Origin of the sequence: Aquimarina aggregata (genome assembly GCF_001632745.1) — a bacterium.
In the GTDB taxonomy this organism is placed as follows: domain Bacteria; phylum Bacteroidota; class Bacteroidia; order Flavobacteriales; family Flavobacteriaceae; genus Aquimarina; species Aquimarina aggregata.
Genome location: NZ_LQRT01000035.1, coordinates 71,575 through 87,995, shown reverse-complemented (window position 1 = coordinate 87,995; position 16,421 = coordinate 71,575). Strand labels below are relative to the sequence as shown.

The 16,421-nt window shown below is 31.4% G+C and carries 12 protein-coding genes; 2 read left to right on the top strand and 10 right to left on the bottom strand.

Annotated features, from left to right (window positions below; all coding sequences use genetic code 11):
- Positions 1-43: 43 nt before the first annotated feature.
- Positions 44-790 carry a helix-turn-helix domain-containing protein gene (locus AWE51_RS18690; RefSeq protein WP_066316655.1) on the bottom strand — a complete coding sequence of 249 codons (747 nt, stop codon included), beginning with the start codon at positions 788-790 and terminating at the stop codon, positions 44-46.
- A gap of 124 nt (positions 791-914) precedes the next feature.
- Positions 915-1,808, bottom strand: coding sequence for a LysR family transcriptional regulator (locus tag AWE51_RS18685; protein ID WP_066316653.1), 894 nt, complete (start codon positions 1,806-1,808; stop codon positions 915-917).
- A 79-nt stretch (positions 1,809-1,887) separates the two neighbouring features.
- On the opposite strand from AWE51_RS18685, the gene AWE51_RS18680 reads away from it, so the two are divergent.
- Positions 1,888-2,562, top strand: a complete 675-nt coding sequence (locus AWE51_RS18680; RefSeq protein ID WP_066316650.1) for an NAD(P)H-dependent oxidoreductase — start codon at positions 1,888-1,890, stop codon at positions 2,560-2,562.
- 115 nt (positions 2,563-2,677) lie between these two features.
- On the opposite strand, the gene AWE51_RS18675 is transcribed toward AWE51_RS18680, so the two are convergent.
- The 8 genes from AWE51_RS18675 to AWE51_RS18640 form a co-directional block, all read right to left on the bottom strand.
- The gene (locus AWE51_RS18675; RefSeq protein WP_066317781.1) at positions 2,678-3,595 is read right to left on the bottom strand and encodes an NAD(P)/FAD-dependent oxidoreductase; all 918 of its coding nucleotides are present in this window, start codon (positions 3,593-3,595) and stop codon (positions 2,678-2,680) included.
- An 88-nt stretch (positions 3,596-3,683) separates the two neighbouring features.
- Entirely contained in the window at positions 3,684-3,899 is a 216-nt protein-coding gene (locus AWE51_RS27040) for a hypothetical protein (protein WP_066316648.1), read from the bottom strand.
- 9 nt (positions 3,900-3,908) lie between these two features.
- Positions 3,909-4,505: a short chain dehydrogenase gene (locus tag AWE51_RS18665; RefSeq protein ID WP_066316645.1), complete on the bottom strand. Its 597-nt coding sequence runs from the start codon at positions 4,503-4,505 to the stop codon at positions 3,909-3,911.
- A gap of 85 nt (positions 4,506-4,590) precedes the next feature.
- Positions 4,591-5,439, bottom strand: coding sequence for an AraC family transcriptional regulator (locus AWE51_RS18660; protein ID WP_066316643.1), 849 nt, complete (start codon positions 5,437-5,439; stop codon positions 4,591-4,593).
- Positions 5,440-5,755: 316 nt separating this feature from the next.
- The gene (locus AWE51_RS18655) at positions 5,756-11,113 is read right to left on the bottom strand and encodes a heparin lyase I family protein (protein WP_066316640.1); all 5,358 of its coding nucleotides are present in this window, start codon (positions 11,111-11,113) and stop codon (positions 5,756-5,758) included.
- Between the two features lie 633 nt (positions 11,114-11,746).
- Positions 11,747-13,114: a family 43 glycosylhydrolase gene (locus tag AWE51_RS18650; protein WP_066316637.1), complete on the bottom strand. Its 1,368-nt coding sequence runs from the start codon at positions 13,112-13,114 to the stop codon at positions 11,747-11,749.
- A gap of 433 nt (positions 13,115-13,547) precedes the next feature.
- Positions 13,548-13,790: a CBU_0592 family membrane protein gene (locus AWE51_RS18645; protein WP_232517413.1), complete on the bottom strand. Its 243-nt coding sequence runs from the start codon at positions 13,788-13,790 to the stop codon at positions 13,548-13,550.
- Positions 13,791-13,992: 202 nt separating this feature from the next.
- Entirely contained in the window at positions 13,993-14,454 is a 462-nt protein-coding gene (locus tag AWE51_RS18640; protein ID WP_066316634.1) for a hypothetical protein, read from the bottom strand.
- A gap of 310 nt (positions 14,455-14,764) precedes the next feature.
- Between AWE51_RS18640 and AWE51_RS18635 the strand changes: the two genes are divergently transcribed.
- Entirely contained in the window at positions 14,765-16,252 is a 1,488-nt protein-coding gene (locus AWE51_RS18635) for a serine hydrolase domain-containing protein (protein ID WP_066316632.1), read from the top strand.
- The last annotated feature ends 169 nt before the right edge of the window (positions 16,253-16,421 follow it).

Here is a 16,421-nt window from a genome sequence, read left to right as displayed (position 1 = left end):
TAATAGGTAAGAAATGGTTATACTATGTAAAAAAACGACAACCTTATAATTCGGAAGGATTTAGTCCAGACATTTTATTTATCTCTTTGGCAAGATGAGAATGATCGAAATAGCCATTATCAAAAGCTACGCTTAATAAACTCAAGTTTGGCATTTTTGTGATATAATCTTTGGCTTTGTTAAAACGAATTATAGAATGATATTCTTTCATGGTAACTCCAACTATCGTTTTAAAACGTCTTTCCAGTTGTCTCAAACTTATACAATGATTTTTAGCTACTTTGCTCAAGTCTAACTCTCTATAGTTAGATCGGATAGTTTTACAAACCGAGTGTTCTAATTTGTTTATGTCAAGACTTGACCAATTTATTTCGGTCATTAAAAAACTATTGATTAATTGGACTTTTTCTAAATGATTCTTTTTATCAAAAAGTTCATCTAAAAAAGAATTGTTAAGTTTAGGAAATAAGTTTGATGCATTTATAGTCGTGTTTTTTATTTCTGAAAGCGAAATATTAGAGATAGAATTAAACTGACCCGTTTTAAATCGAACCCCTAAAGTTTCAGAATTCTCTCTTGATACTACTTTTTTAAACTTTGTCATCATACCCGAAACTCTAATCTCATTTTCTGGATTCAAATGCATTTGTTTGTCAAGGTCAAAAATGATGTCAACATATCCATCTGGTAGGATTCTAGACTCTATTTCTTTTCCATTATTTGTTGCTATCCAAATGGAATCAACAATTAAATTCAAATTTTTAGGTGGAATGTATTCTTTATAGCTCATTCTAATTACTGTCAACATTTTCGTGCATGAGTAGTAGCTAATTTTTATGTGCTACTTTTCAGAAATTAATGTACAAAATATAAGTAATATTGACTTGAGTAAAAACTCAAATCACTATGTTTTTTTATACATTGTTAGTATTAGTTATTTTCATTTTTTCTCTAAATAAATTAATTTCTTTTGAGTTACTATTTTTTAATTTATATGAATAAAATCGTTTTTGATTTATGGGTGTTGATTTTTTGAATGGTAGTCTAATTGTATTATTCTTCAACTCTTTTTCACATAAATATTTAGGTACAATACTAAACCCTTGATTATGTTTTATAGATTCTATTATGTCTATATAAGAAGGTAAAATATATCTGGGTACAATTTTAGAACTAGCACCGAATCTAGCTTTCCAAAACTTTTTTATATCATTTTGCTCATTATCAAAAGAGAACCAAGTTTGTTTTTGTAGCCATTTGATGAGATTTTTTTCATTATGTTCTAAATCTTTTGGAATTTCAATGTCATTTGAACTGATTAATACCAACTCTTCATTCTTTAAAAATGTAAATTCATGGTCGTACATAAAATGTTTTTTTATTCCTATAAGTAATTGAACTTTATCAGCATCAAGCGCTTCAATTAGTTCTTTTTCGTTACCAAAAAGAGTAACGATATACATATCAAAAGAATAAATTTTATGCATTAATTCTTTCTTGAAAAAGTCGGTGGTACAACCAATTGTTATTGCAGAACGTTGCTTCTTTGCTCGTTGCCCTGAGTAATATTCTACTTTCTCTAATTCTCGTAATGGATTATTGATTTGTGAGTATAGAAATTTTCCATATTCGGTAGGTGCTAATGTTCTAGTTGTTCTTTCAAATAGTTTTTTGCCAATATGGTTTTCTAAAGCGGATAAATGTTTACTAACTCCTGGTTGAGTCATATTTAATTTTTTTGAAGCCTCCGTTATATTTTTACATTCATAAATAGAATTAAAAGTTCTTAACCATTCTAAATTAATCATAACATATATTATAAATAAGGAAATAAAAATAATTAAAATTATTGATGAGTTGAATTTATATTTGTGAAAAACATAAATTATGACAACGACATTAGTAATAAACTACACACCTAGAAAAGGGTCTTATACAAAAATCTTATTTGATGAATTCGTAAAGCTGGCAAAGAAAAAAACCAAACTAATTCATTTAGATTTATCTCAAACACCTCCAGATTTATTGTTGACTGAAAACCTGAAATTAATAATGGAATGGAACGGAGGAAAAAGAGATTTTTCAGAATCAGAACTTTCTGTTTTGTCAAACCATAATGGATATATAAATCAAATACTAAGAGCGGATAATATTGTTGTGGCTTTTCCTATTTACAATTTTACCTTACCTGCAACAGTTAAAGCTTGGATTGATGCTATTATAGTAAGTGATAAAACATTTTCTTTTAATCCTGAAAGAGGATTTACAGGACTATGTAAAGGTAAAAAAGCATTATCAATTATTGTTAGTGGGTTTGATTATGAAACTTCTAATGATGTGAAAGAATATGGTTCATCAACAATAAGGCAAAATTTTGATTTCATAGGAATATCTTCCGAGCAGATTTTAGCTTTTGGGGTTGACCAAAATAGGGATGAACTGACTTCTATTTTGGATAATGCTAAATCGGAAATTAAAAAATTGGTAGATAGCTGGTTTCCTAACCATATCCATAGTAATAACTTCCACCACCAGTATCAAAATGCGGATAAAGATATTTAGATGTTGTTGCTTCATCTAGTACTGTATTGCCCCGTATTGATTGGCTCCAGAGTAATAAGTCACTTGCTCTTGATAAAATACCTCATATCATTAATGACCTTACCAGGCGAGTTGGTTATTTGTAGTAAAGCCTTTCTAATACAAATTCCTTATTCAACATCATTCCTGCTGTTGTTCCCATTGATACTGCGTTTGCAACGGTTCGCATTCGAGTTGTGTTATCGCCGCATGCATAAATATTAGGGATACTTGTTTTTTGTAAATGGTTGGTTTTTATGTAACCTTCATCTGTTAATTCACACCCTAATTGTGTTGGAATAGAGCAGTGTTGCTCAAAAGGGGTTTTAGTATAAATGGCTTTAACTTTTTTTGTTGAACCGTCATTAAAAATGATGTTTTTGAGATAACCGTTTTTATGTTCGAATTGTTCAATTTCCTTTTCAATAATTTTGATTTGATGTTTTTGTAGTATCTGGTTTTGCTCTTTGGTGAACGTGGATTTCCCATTGGTAAAAAGTGTTACATCTTGAGTCCAATTTGTAATAAGTCTAGAAAACTTGAAACCGTATTCTCCATTTCCTAAAATACCCGTTGTCTCTTTTTTTACTTCATATCCGTGGCAATATGGACAATGAAGAATTGAAATACCCCAGCACTCTTTAAAACCATTGATTTTTGGCATAATGTCTTTGATCCCTGTTGCAAAAATCAATTTAGTAGCAGAAACCTTATCTCCGGATGAAGTTTGAATTTCAAAACCGTTTTCGATTTTATTTCCTGTGGTAGCCATATCGTTTAAGAAATGAACAGTATCATATTTAGCTACTTGTTGTTTGCCAAGCGTTGCTATTTCTTGTGGCGTTTTTCCGTCTTGAGTTAAAAAATTATGTGAAAAAGGAGTTTGTTGATTACATGGTTTTTGGCTATCAATTACAAGTACATTTCTTAGTGCTCTGCCTAACGCCATTGCTGCAGCAAGACCAGAATAGCTTCCACCAATTATTATTACGTCAAAATGTTTTATATCTATCATGTATTTAGTCTTTAAAAGTTCTTTTGATCTTAATGGTAAAACGAAAGCTGTCGTTAAAATCCCACTTTGTTTGATGAATGTACGTCTGTTAAAGTTTTTCATCTTTTTGAAATTTCTTTAATATCATATTTAGAAACGGTAAACCGATAAACATCATCCATGGTACTAAAATTAAGGTTAAGATTAAGGTTCTAAAATACAATGGAATGTCTGCTAAGTATTTTCCCAATACTAGATAAAATAAGGTGATCGAGGGATAAATTACAATCCAAATTTTGACAGCGTTAATAATTCTGGTTTTCATAATTGTCTCTTATGGTATTATAATCTGTCCAGTTACTGTTCCGAATAGACTTTTACGAAATCCAAATTCTAACTGTTTCATTGTGGTCGGGATTTCACCAGGGAAATGAGAAAAATACTGTGGTGAATCCTCGATTACTGTTGGACTAACTGCATTGATGCGAATTCCATTTTCTAATTCAATAGCAGCTGCACGTACAAAACCTTCTACCGCTCCGTTAACTGCGGAAGCATTGGCAAAATACCGTTGCGGTTCGTGAGTTAGAGCTCCTGTTATTAATGTGAAAGAGCCTTTGGGTAAGATGTATTGCTGACCAATAAGCACAAGATTAATTTGCCCCATCATTTTGCCTTGAATTCCTGTCCTAAAAGTTTGATCACTTAGATTTTTCCAAGGCCCAACAAAAGTAGGTCCAGCAGTAGAAATCAATGCATCAAATTTTCCAGCTTGTTTAAACATTTTTTCTATAGATTCGGGCGATGTAATGTCTACTTGAATATCACCTGACGAGCGGTTAGCTTTAATTATTTTGTGATTTTCCTTTTCTAAAATAGTTGTTAGATATTGCCCCATAGTACCAGATGCACCTACAATGATTATTTTCATAGTTGTCTTTACTTTTTTAAGTGTGAGACAAAATTATTTCGGTTTTCAGGATAATAGATAGGACAAAAATCAAGTCGTACAGGACTTATTTGAAGTTTTTTCTAAAAGTTTCAGGCGAAACTCCGGCGTGTTTTTTGAAAAACCGGATAAAGTATGAAGTGTCTTCATAACCTAATTCGTAGGCAATTTGATTTATTCGATGAGATGTTCCTAAAAGATTTCTTTTTGCTTCAAGTAAAATATGTTCGTTAATGATTTGCGAGCAGGTTTTATCAACAGTTTCTTTGGTTATTTTATTGAGTTGAAAAGAAGAAAGATTCATCATTGTAGCATACTCTAACACTTGCTTGTGAGATGAAATGTTGTTTTGTAATAACTCTAAAAGCTGCTCTAATCGCTCTTGAGAATATTGGTTATGGTTTGAAATTGTTTTCGGATTTTGGCTTTGCCTTATAATCTCAATGAAAAGAATTTCTAAATTTGCTTTGATTACGTCTTCATATCGTTCTTGTTTTAGAGAGTACTCTTCATAGATAAAAGACAAAATAGAAAGTAGTTTTTTGAATTTTTTTGAATTTAGAGGACAGTAATTTTTATGACTTACTTTGCGGAGTACAAAGTTTGTTGGCTCTTCTTTTGGGGCATAAAAATCCCGATTAAATTGTATAAGGTAACCGGTGGTTCCTTTTTTAAGAGTAAGTTGGTGTACTTGTCCGGGTCTCATAAAGAAAATCGAATGATCACTGACGGGATATGATGTGAAATCAATACTATGTTCACCATTTCCGCTTTCTAAAAATAAAGCAAAGAAAAAATTGTGCCTGTGAAGTTCTTGAACCAAATCATTCTCAGAAATTAAGTTTTTTAGTTCTACAATATTAAAACTTTGTGCCGAATAAGGTTCTTTAATATGTCGTACAGGAATTTTTTCCATTCAAGGTTTCTGTCCAGGTTTTAGAATTATCACTAAGTTATACTATCTGTCTCTTTTTCGAAGTATTGGTTGCTTTTTTTTAATAAGGATGGTACAATAACAAATATACTAGAACCTTTTGATCTATACTTTGACCTGCGATGAGTATATATAAAGAATTGTATATAGTGATTTATTATCTGTTGTAAAAAAAAGACTTTTGCCGGTAACTATTTATATAATACTTTAGTTGTAAGATTATAAAAAAAACGTGTTAATGACTTCTTCTAAGTGATCACTTAGAAGAAGTCATTAACACGTTTTACATTGAGATAAATTACATGATAATTACCTTCTTAATTTGGGTAATTCCATTAGTATAGAATTGGATAATATAAATTCCAGCACTTAAGATCGATGCATCAATTGTATCATTATCTATAGTACCTGACTGAACAGATTGCCCTGAAATATTCTTAATCGTATACAAAAATCCTTTTGCATGGGTTAAGTTGATTACCCCATTAGAAACTGGATTCGAGTTTATTTGAATTTTTTTAGACGTTAAACCCTTATTGTTTTCACTAACAATTTTCCAATTTTGTTGACTATTGCCAATTTCATAAGGCCACAAATGTATCGCCTTGCTATTATTCCTGTCAACTACCTTTTCACAATGTAATGGTTGTAAAAAATAATTATCTCCTATTTTAGTAATATTCCATTGTTGATGGGTATTGCCCGCCGAAGTCCAAGTGCCTAAATTAACATTTGGATTCTGTGGCTTATCGTTGGCATTACAAGCTTCATAGGGAACTTCTAAATACTCATTATTTCTCTGGTTTTTTATAGTATAATACTCCCCAACTTTAGTAAATACCCATTTGGCACTATTACCGGTACTATTTTCTTTATTTATCGTTCTTCCACTAGGGCTATTAATACTCACATTTCCTGATGGATCCTGTATATAATAAACACCATTTGCAATATTTGCAGCAATTCTTGGATCATTTGTTGACGGATTCGTATTTCTACCATCATCAATTCTAATATTTGATATCGAATATACTTCACCAGTTGCGCTTGTTTTTCCTCTAACGATTATTTCAACAGTGTTTCCTGTAATTCCTTTTTTAGTAACCGTTTTTTTGGTAAAACTATCGGTGTTTTTAGAAATAGATTGTTCGGTACCTCCATCAACTTTATAGAAAACATTTAGGTAATCAGCAACTTCCATATCACCTGTACCTTGAATATCTAGCGATATATTTGCCTTAGAAACACAGGACATATCAATTATTCCAGAAGACCATGTTTTAGTTTCATTACTAACCGTAAAATTATTGCCTTTATATGGAACTTTACAATCACTTGATGGTGGTGTAGTGTTTGTTGGTATTTTTGCTCCTTCTAGGTTGGTAGAATGTCTGACCTCATCGATAAATATTTTATTGTTACCTGATCCGGCTTGTCTGTACATTCCAATTTTATTTTGCTCCATTCGTTGTGGAGCGCCATAATAACCATGTTTAATATTGTTAATACTATATTTTGTGTACTTAGATTGGTCTGCAGTTTTAATCCAACAAGCTATCCAACCAGTTGCAGCGTTAGGACTATATTCCCAACCAATTATAATATCGTACCATATTCCTTTTTTAATAGCAACAAGATCTTTACCTGAAACCGATGGGGCTGGATTACGTTGTGTATTTCCGTTTTTACCTGAGCGAGAGGCTAAATGAAGCATATTGCCACTTTTAATTTCGAAAGCTACAAATGGATAATTGCCTTTTTGACCAGAAGACTGAGCTTGCTGTGCTTGCTGAAGAACGAACCATGAAGCAGGATCATCCCATGTGTCTGCTGCTAGTTTAATACTGAAACCAGTATAATGAGTATCTCCAGGATTTAAGGCTGGTTCTGCTGTTGAATAACATGAGTTTAAGCAGTATTCACTACGTTGAACGCCATTAGTGGTATTAATACCACTAATCTTCATTTCTACACTTTTAGATCCTGCTCTACTAACATTAGATATTTTTGGCAGGTTTTGTCCATCGCCTTGATTTTGCCATCTTAAGCTTCGACCTTCGTCATTTAAATAACCATCTGATTGACGAATAGAGGCATCTTCGCCATCTATATATACATCACCAGAAGCAACAGTTGGTGGTGTCACTGTCGTACTAACGATTCTCCAGGTTTGCTGGCCGTTACCAGCTTGATAAGGCCATAAATGTATAGCTTTACTATTATTTCTATCAACTACCTTTTCGCAATGTAATGGTTGCAAAAAATAATTATCACCTACTTTAGTAATATTCCATCGTTGATGATTGCTATTAGCAGAAGTAAAAGTTCCCAAATTAATGTTCGGATTTTGGGGCTTATCGTTGGCATTACAAGCCTCGTAAGGGACCTCTAAAAATTCATTGTTTCTTTGATTTTTTATAGTATAATAATTTCCAACTTTAGTGAATTGCCACTTAGCGCTATTACTGGTAACATTTGCTTTATCAATAGTTCTTCCACTAGGACTATTAATCTTTACATTTCCTGATGGATCTTGTATATAATAAATACCATTTGCAATATTTGCTGTAGGTCTTGTGTCATTTGTTGGTGGATTAGGATCTGGATTTCCTCCATCGTCAATTCTAATATTTGATACCGAATATACTTCACCAGTTGCGCTTGTTTTTCCTTTAACGATTATTTCAACAGTGTTTCCTGTAATACCTTTTTTAGTAACTGTTTTTTTGGTAAAACTATCGGTGTTTTGCGAAATAGATTGTTCATTACCCCCATTAACTTTATAGAAAACATTAAGGTAGTCAGCAACTTCCATGTCACCAGTACCTTGAATATCTAAGTATATATCTGCTTTAGAAGCACAGGACATATTAATTACTCCAGAAGACCATGTTTTAGTTTGATTACTTACAGTAAAATTATTGCCTTTATATGGGACTTTACAGTCATTTGATGGTGGAGTAGTGTTTGTTGGTATTTTTGCACCTTCTAGATTAGTAGAAAACCTTACCTCGTCAAAATACATTTTATTTGTACCGCCTACTCTTCCTCTGTAAATTCCGGTTTTGTTTTGACTTACTTGTTGAGGTGCATCGGTATAACCAACTTTAATATTATCTAGACCATACCTTTTGTAGGTTGTTTGATTAGCAGTTTTTATCCAAACAGCCAAAAAACCATTGTTACTATTAGGGCTAAATTTAAAACCAACTATTGCATCATACCAAACTCCTTTTTTAAGAGTAATTATTTCTTTATGGGTGAATTTTATATTGCTATCACCATTTTTTCCTGAGGCTACTCTAACATCTAGTTTATTCCCTTTTTTGATCTCTAAGGATACAAATGGGTTATTGTTTTTTTGCCCAGGTGACTTTTTTTGTTGTGTTTGTTGAATAACAAACCAAGAAGTAGGATCAGCCCATGTCTTAGCATCTAATTGAAAACTAAGACCAGTATACCAAGTATCGCCAGCTTTTACAGAAGGCTCACTAGTTTGCCAGCAGGCATTTAAACAATACTCTGAACGTTGGCTAGTGCTACCTGTAGAAGCACCATTAATTTGCATAGCTACACTATTCGAGCCAGCTCTTTTAATGCTTGAGTCTATTTTTGGTAAGTTTTGTCCATCACCTTGATTTTGCCATCTTAAGGTTCGACCTTCGTCATTTATATAACCATCTGATTGACGAATAGAGGCATTTTCACCGTCTATATATACATCACCAGGGGTAGAAATAGGGGGTGTGCCTGAAGCACTAACAATTCTCCAGGTTTGTTGACCGTTACTAGCTTGATATGGCCATAAATGTAAAGCCTTGCTATTATTTCTGTCTACCACTTTTTCGCAATGTAATGGTTGTAAAAAATAATTATCTCCTACTTTAGTTATATTCCATCGTTGATGATTACTATTAGCGGAAGTCCAAGTTCCTAAATTAATATTTGGATTTTGCGGTTTATCATTGGCATTACAAGCCTCATAAGGGACCTCTAAAAATTCATTGTTTCTTTGATTTTTTATAGTATAATAATTTCCAACTTTAGTGAATTGCCACTTAACGCTATTACTGGTAACATTTGCTTTATCAATAGTTCTTCCACTAGGACTATTAATCTTTACATTTCCTGATGGATCTTGTATATAATAAATGCCATTAGCAATATTTGCCGCAGGTCTTGTATTATCTGTTGGCGGATTTACAGCATTTCCTGTTCTAAAAGATGAAGAAGGTATGTTAGCCCCATTAAATAAAGATCCTTTAACAAAATTAGACCATCCATATCTTGCTTGGGTTGGATTTGAAACATTACTTGCCGAAACTTCTATAGCTCCATTTTTTACTACGGCAGTTGCTTTTACAAAATTTCCATTAGATCCTGCGATTTCAAAATTATCATCATTAGTTAATTTTAAACCGTCGGCATAGTCAAATTTAAGTATCCCTTTTCCGTTGTTAAAAGTTGCAGAACGAAATGTTGGACCAGAGAAAACAATGTTCTTACCATATTGTTTGGCTAGTGCCCAATATGCTAATCGTTGTCCTACTTTTTGTTTTTTTGCAGGGTGTATCCCATTAATCTCACCTACATCTAATAAAGAAACCATGCCCGTGTTAGATATATTTTGGGCTAAAAATTGTGCTTCTCTTAATTCTTGAGATTTTTTGTTTTTATAATCATACGGAGCTATCTGAGCAACATAAAATGGTAAATCTTGGTTATCAAACTCTGATCTCCAGGCTGAAATAAGATTCTTTAAGATCCCTTTGTATTGATCTGGATCGCCTGTATTACTTTCTCCCTGATACCAGTTTACGCCTTTAATTGTGTAAGGGGTAACAGGATGAATCATTCCGTTATATAAAGCTTCTGGAACAATAAAACCTCCATTAATATTAACGATTCTATATTTTCCTTTATCTGGTGTTTGTCTTGCTACATCTAAATCAGCAATAACATTTTCGAATCCTCTAACAGAAGTTAATGACTTTGCTGTGGTCCACGCTTCTCCTTTTGAGTTGCCTCTAGATGCTACAATAACACCTACGGGTACTTTTAATTTTTGATGTATTTCTTTTGCAAAAAAATAAGCTACCGCCGAAAAGTTTTTAACGCTATTAGGATTACATACTGTCCAATTACCGCCAAGTGAGGTTTCTCTGTTATAAGAAGGTTTTAAAGGCACCTTAAATAGTCTTATGTCGGGAAATTTGGCATTAGCAATTTCGGTAGGGCCATTATTTATAGGTTGATTATCCCAACCTTTCATAGGCATATCCATATTAGATTGACCAGAACATAACCAGACCTCACCTAATAAAATACCTGAAAAATTATACGATTTTGTAGCGTCTTTAATGCTTAATTTATAAGGACCGCCAGCATTACCGGTAGGAATCTTGACACTCCAAGTACCATTATTTTTTATTTTTGTTGTTACATTGTTGTCATTACCCAATTTGATTGTAACGGTATTACCTGGTTTTCCTTTTCCCCAGATATTTGCTTTTGTATTTCGCTGTAAAACAGCATTGTTTTTAACAAGGTTGGTAACGGATAACGTTTGGGCCTGTAATGTTAGAGTAAGGGAGAAAAAAATAAACCCTATACAGAGATAGACTTTTTTTTTAAAAGTTGAAAAATGTGATTTCATTTTGTTATTAGTTTAGTTTTAATTGAGAGAATTAATAGTTGAGAGTTAAGAAGTTAAATTATTATAAACAAAATTGATTGCGTCAACCAACGAGTATTCGTAGTAGTTAAATTAGTATTCGTATTGTATGATCTATTTAGGGTATTTTTATCCAGTATTTAATACCGTGATAAATAATTGTACCTGTTCCTATAAAATAAAGGTCAATTGTGATTCTATGGTAAACATCTTATAACTTCAAGAAATTGAAGGTCAGGTTTTAAGATAGATTATAGTTTTTGCTAAAAGAGTTGTGAGAGAGTCAAAAAGATACACTAAAAGAATTAATAGATAAGTGACCAGTATTACAGGAACTTTAAGGGACTAAAGAATATGTTCTATGTGTATATTCTAGAATAAATAAGGATCAAATAGGTTTAAAGGATGTTTTTTGTGAGAAAGAGTTAAGTGTTTAGCTTTTCTGTATTTCTTTTTACTTAAATTTAAGATAAATATTAGCATCGTTGATTGATTCATTTACGAGATGCTAGTGACGATAAACGGCATAAGTTATATAACTTTACAGATCATTTAGTGATGTTAATTTTCTATAAAATTTATATGATTTGACTATCAATTAGTAAGATTTTTAAATTAATTGAACTTTGAAAAAAATATCCAATCTAATTCAATTTCATTTTCATTTTCTGATTTAAAAAGACATACAATATTTTTTTTACCAATGGGTTGATAGTTCATTTTGGCATTTATAGTTTTCCATTTTCCATTTGTATTAAAAACTTTAGCTGTTGCAATAATTTTACCTGTAGGGGAGTTTTCTCTAATCTCAATACTTGCTTTTTTTGAAGAACTTAGTAATTGTAGTTTAACGTATTTAGTTTTTGTAGTAAAGTTTACAGAATTGTATTGCACCCAACTTTCGGGTTTTGTATTGGTTACTTTCCATTCAGGAATGCCAACACCTTTTATGAAATCTATTTCAGCGTTATAAATTTTTGAATACCTATCCATATGAATAGTATCTGTTGCTTGATGAACTCCAACTCCGCGTAAAGTAGGTATAACCTTTTGTATAGTTCCATCTTTATTAAAAAACAAGCTATCTACACATACTGACCTTAAGTTTCCTACTTTTGAAATATTGTTATGATGGTAGAACATATACCATTGTTTTTTATATTGGACTATAGATTGATGATTTGTCCAACAATCTTCAAAACGATCCATGATTGTTCCTTTATATTCAAAAGGACCTAAAGGGTTTTTACTAATTGCATATCCAATTTCTTCTGTACTGTTTTTGGTGTCTCTATTATGCGGAAATGTTAAGTAATATATGTCATTTCGTTTAAATACAAAGGGACCTTCTTTGTACTCCTGAGGTAAGTCTTTAATTAAAATTGCTTGACCATTAACAGATTTCATATCATCCGAAAGTTTTACTCCTTTTAAAGAATTCCCTTTTCCGCCTCCCCAATACATATAGGCCTGCCCATCATCATCTATAAATGGATTTGGATCAATACCTTTTAATCCCTGTATATAATTTGGTTCTATAGAGAAGGGGCCTTCTGGATTTGTTGCTGTAGCCAACCCTATCTGTCTAAAACCACTTTTGTCGGCGGGCTTATTAGGAAAATAATAATAGTATGTTCCATTTTTATATGTTATACATGGAGCCCACATCCCATATCCAACTTTATTACCCCAAGGCACATCTTTTTGAGCAACAATAACACCATGATCGGTATAATTAATCATATCGGTTGTAGAAAAAGCATGGTAATCAGTCATAACATGACCATTAGTTTCTTTTTCTGCTCCTAATTTTTCCCATTCCTTGTTCCATGCGATATCTTGAGAAGGATATATATATAATTTTCCATTATAAACACGAGCTGTTGGATCTGCGGTATAGATATGTTTGATGATAGGATTTTGTGAAAATAGATTAATAGAAATATTAAAACATATTAAAATTATTATACCTGGATTTTTCATATAAAATAATTTATCTCATTCTTTTTTAGAATGCTATATAAGAGTGAATATATACTAACCTTGTCAACAAAAGTTTAAGAAACTTCGGTCAAATACGAATGTATATCTTTTTGTTAAGTGCTAATTTAACTCAAAATGTGATACGTCAAAATGATTTGCATGGTAAAACCAAAAAATCAACACTGTCTTAGTTTAAGAAAATAATGACACATGATCTATGTATAGATTTGATGGTTATCTTTTTTATAAACCAAAAAATGGCAAAAAAATAATCAGCGAGTGTAGCCAATATTTTTTTGGCCAATTCTGTTAAAAATAGTACGCCCAAACCTGTCTTTGAATTTTAAAAAAGAGATTCTTTTATCTCTTTTGCCAGTATCTTTGATCGTCTAAAAAATGTATTCAATATCGTTTAGATTTGGAGTCTTTTTTATTAGTTTCTTTTATATTTTATAAGCGTAATTAATGTTACAACAGTCCATACTCCTTCAAGTATTATAAATGGGATATATCCCATAAGTACTGATGCAAAACAAGCCATGCCTGCACCCATCAAGTTTAGTAAGATAAACGTTAAATCAGTGCTTTTAATTTTTCCAATTACATTAAGTATATATGCTAATAGAATTTGAAAAACTCCAATAAAACCAATCCAATCTATACTATTCATTTCCATCTTTTTCTGTTTAAAGGATATATTGCAAATATCAGGTAGGAAGCGATCTTGAGAAATGACAATTATTCCTTACGATTTGTCAATTATTCCTAATATACGATAGTAGGTATTATGTTTATCTGTGTTAACTTTTCAGTGTCAAACAAGTTTTTATTTAAGCATCATGACCAGAGGAAGTATGCGCCATAGCTATTGTTAATGATCATTCTTTATGTTTTTTCATTCTTTCAAATAATTGGATACTTGAATTATTCAACTTTGATCTTGGTATAGAAACTACAAATGGTTTTGCTTGATTTAATGTTAACCACACTCTTTTTTTATTTAATTCAATCTTTTTAATCCAATTCCAATCTTTAATTTCTATCAAGTCTTGATTAGTATGATTAATTTTGATTTCAGTTTCACTAAATTCTACCATTGCGTCAAAATTTATTGTCTTAGCATAGGTTTTTGTACTTATGTATTGTAAAGGCCAAAGTATCAAATTGATTCCGGTAAAATATATTAATCCGGATAGTATTGGGTTTAATTCATTTATAGGCTTTAAGAACCCAAGAACTAGAGTTGCCACTAAATACTTCCAGATTGATTTTTTCAAGAAAAAGTAAATCTTCGATCTAAGAATATTGTCAAAATTGGATACCAATCTTAGTTTCACCATTTTCTGTTATTTTTTGTTTAGATAGTTGCTTATTTTGTTCACTTTAAGAATGCTATTTTCGGGTTCTTTAGAATAAAGTTTAAAACAAGCCTTGTTATCAGGTTGATAATCGCTTGTTGGAACACAAACCAGTTTTTTTAAAATTTTACGACTTTCCAAAAATGTCCGGCCTTTGTTTTAAGAATAAATCCTATTGTTTTTTATATATGGTGCTATGTGTAGTTAGTTAAGTATTTGTAATTAATTTCTAATATTTTGTAACAAATTACAGAAAGTATAATCTATACGTAAACAATCAATCAAATCAATTATGTATAAATATACTTTAATTTTTTCTCTAATTCTTTTAAGTTTTACTTTTCAACTAAGTGCTCAAAATAAGCATCAATTTCAAATAGATTCAATATTAGATATTTGTCAAAAGCGAGGAATATTTAATGGGAATGCTTTAGTAATCAAAGACGAGAAAGTTATTTACAGAGCCGAAAGAGGTTTCACAGATGCAAGTAAAACGAAAACACTTAGTAAAAACTCTATGTTTAATATTGGTTCTATCTCAAAAGAATTTAATGCGATAGGAATTATGATGTTAAAAGAAAAAGGATTACTCAATTTAGATGATAAAATATCAAAATATCAATTGGGTCTTCCAGATTGGTCAAATAAAATTTCTATTAAAAATCTTTTACAATACACAAGTGGATTGCCATCAATAGATTGGGATAATGTGCATAACGATAATGATGTTTATAATGACTTAAAAAACCTTAAAACATTAGAATTTGAACCTGGTAAAGGCTATTTATATAGCAATAACAATATATTTCTTCAAAGGCGTATTATAGAAAATATAACAGGAAAAACGTTTAATCAATTTTTGAAGCAGAATATTCTAGAACCTATAGGTATGAACAATTCTGTGATTGACCACCAGTATGAAAACCCTGATTTTGTAAGAGCGTTTAACAGTGAGGGAGTTAATGATGAAAAACGGCAATTAACAATGTCTGGTTGGGTATGTCCGTCAATTGATGATTTAGCAAAATGGGTAAACCAATTAATATCTTACCATATTATTTCAAAAGAATCTTTATATCTGCTTTTTGAAGCCTATTCAAAAGAAAGCCAATCTGCTTTAGGTAATGGTACATTTACAAATAAGGAATTAACTACCTATGTGCATCACGGCTCTTCTCGCAATTATGAATCAATTGTTTATTATGACATACAAGAAAAAGCTATGATTATTTTAATGACGAATAGCAAAAGTCTGAAAATTGGTGAGATAGCTCAGGCAATAATGCATATCGTAAAAGATGAAGAGTTTGAAGCACCTCAAAAATCAATTTATCTCACTATTCGCGAGAAAACCTACGAAAATGTTGATAAGGGTATAGCATATTATAAAACTTTAAAAAAATCCAGTTTTGATAACTATAATTTTTCAAACCAATTAGAATTGGCACGATTGTCATATAAATTGTTTGAAAAAAATAAAAATGAGGATGCCATCAAAATACTGAAACTTTTGGTCTCTGAATTACCGCAAAAATCTGAGAAAACACTCGAATATTTAGGGGGAGTAATTTTAAACGAAAATCAAGTTGATAAATCAATTTGCGTTTATCAACTTATGGTTGATAAGTTTCCTTCTGGAAAATCCTATAGTGGTTTGGGCGATGCGTTTTATAAAGATAAACAGTTTAAAAAAGCTTTATCCAATTATCAAAAATCGTTAGAGCTGCAACCGGAAAACGAAAATTCGAAGAAAATGATTCTAGAGATTGAAAAGATATAATTCTGTAAATATTCTTTTCTCTTGTTTTAAACTGTTTCTAAAATTACACATAACTGTTTAGGTTATGAGTAGTTGCGGGTTTTGCAGCCACTTTTCAGTTTACGAGATCTCTAAGTTTAATAAATAACGGTTTGAGTTAGTACCCAAACCGTTATTACTTATACATGCA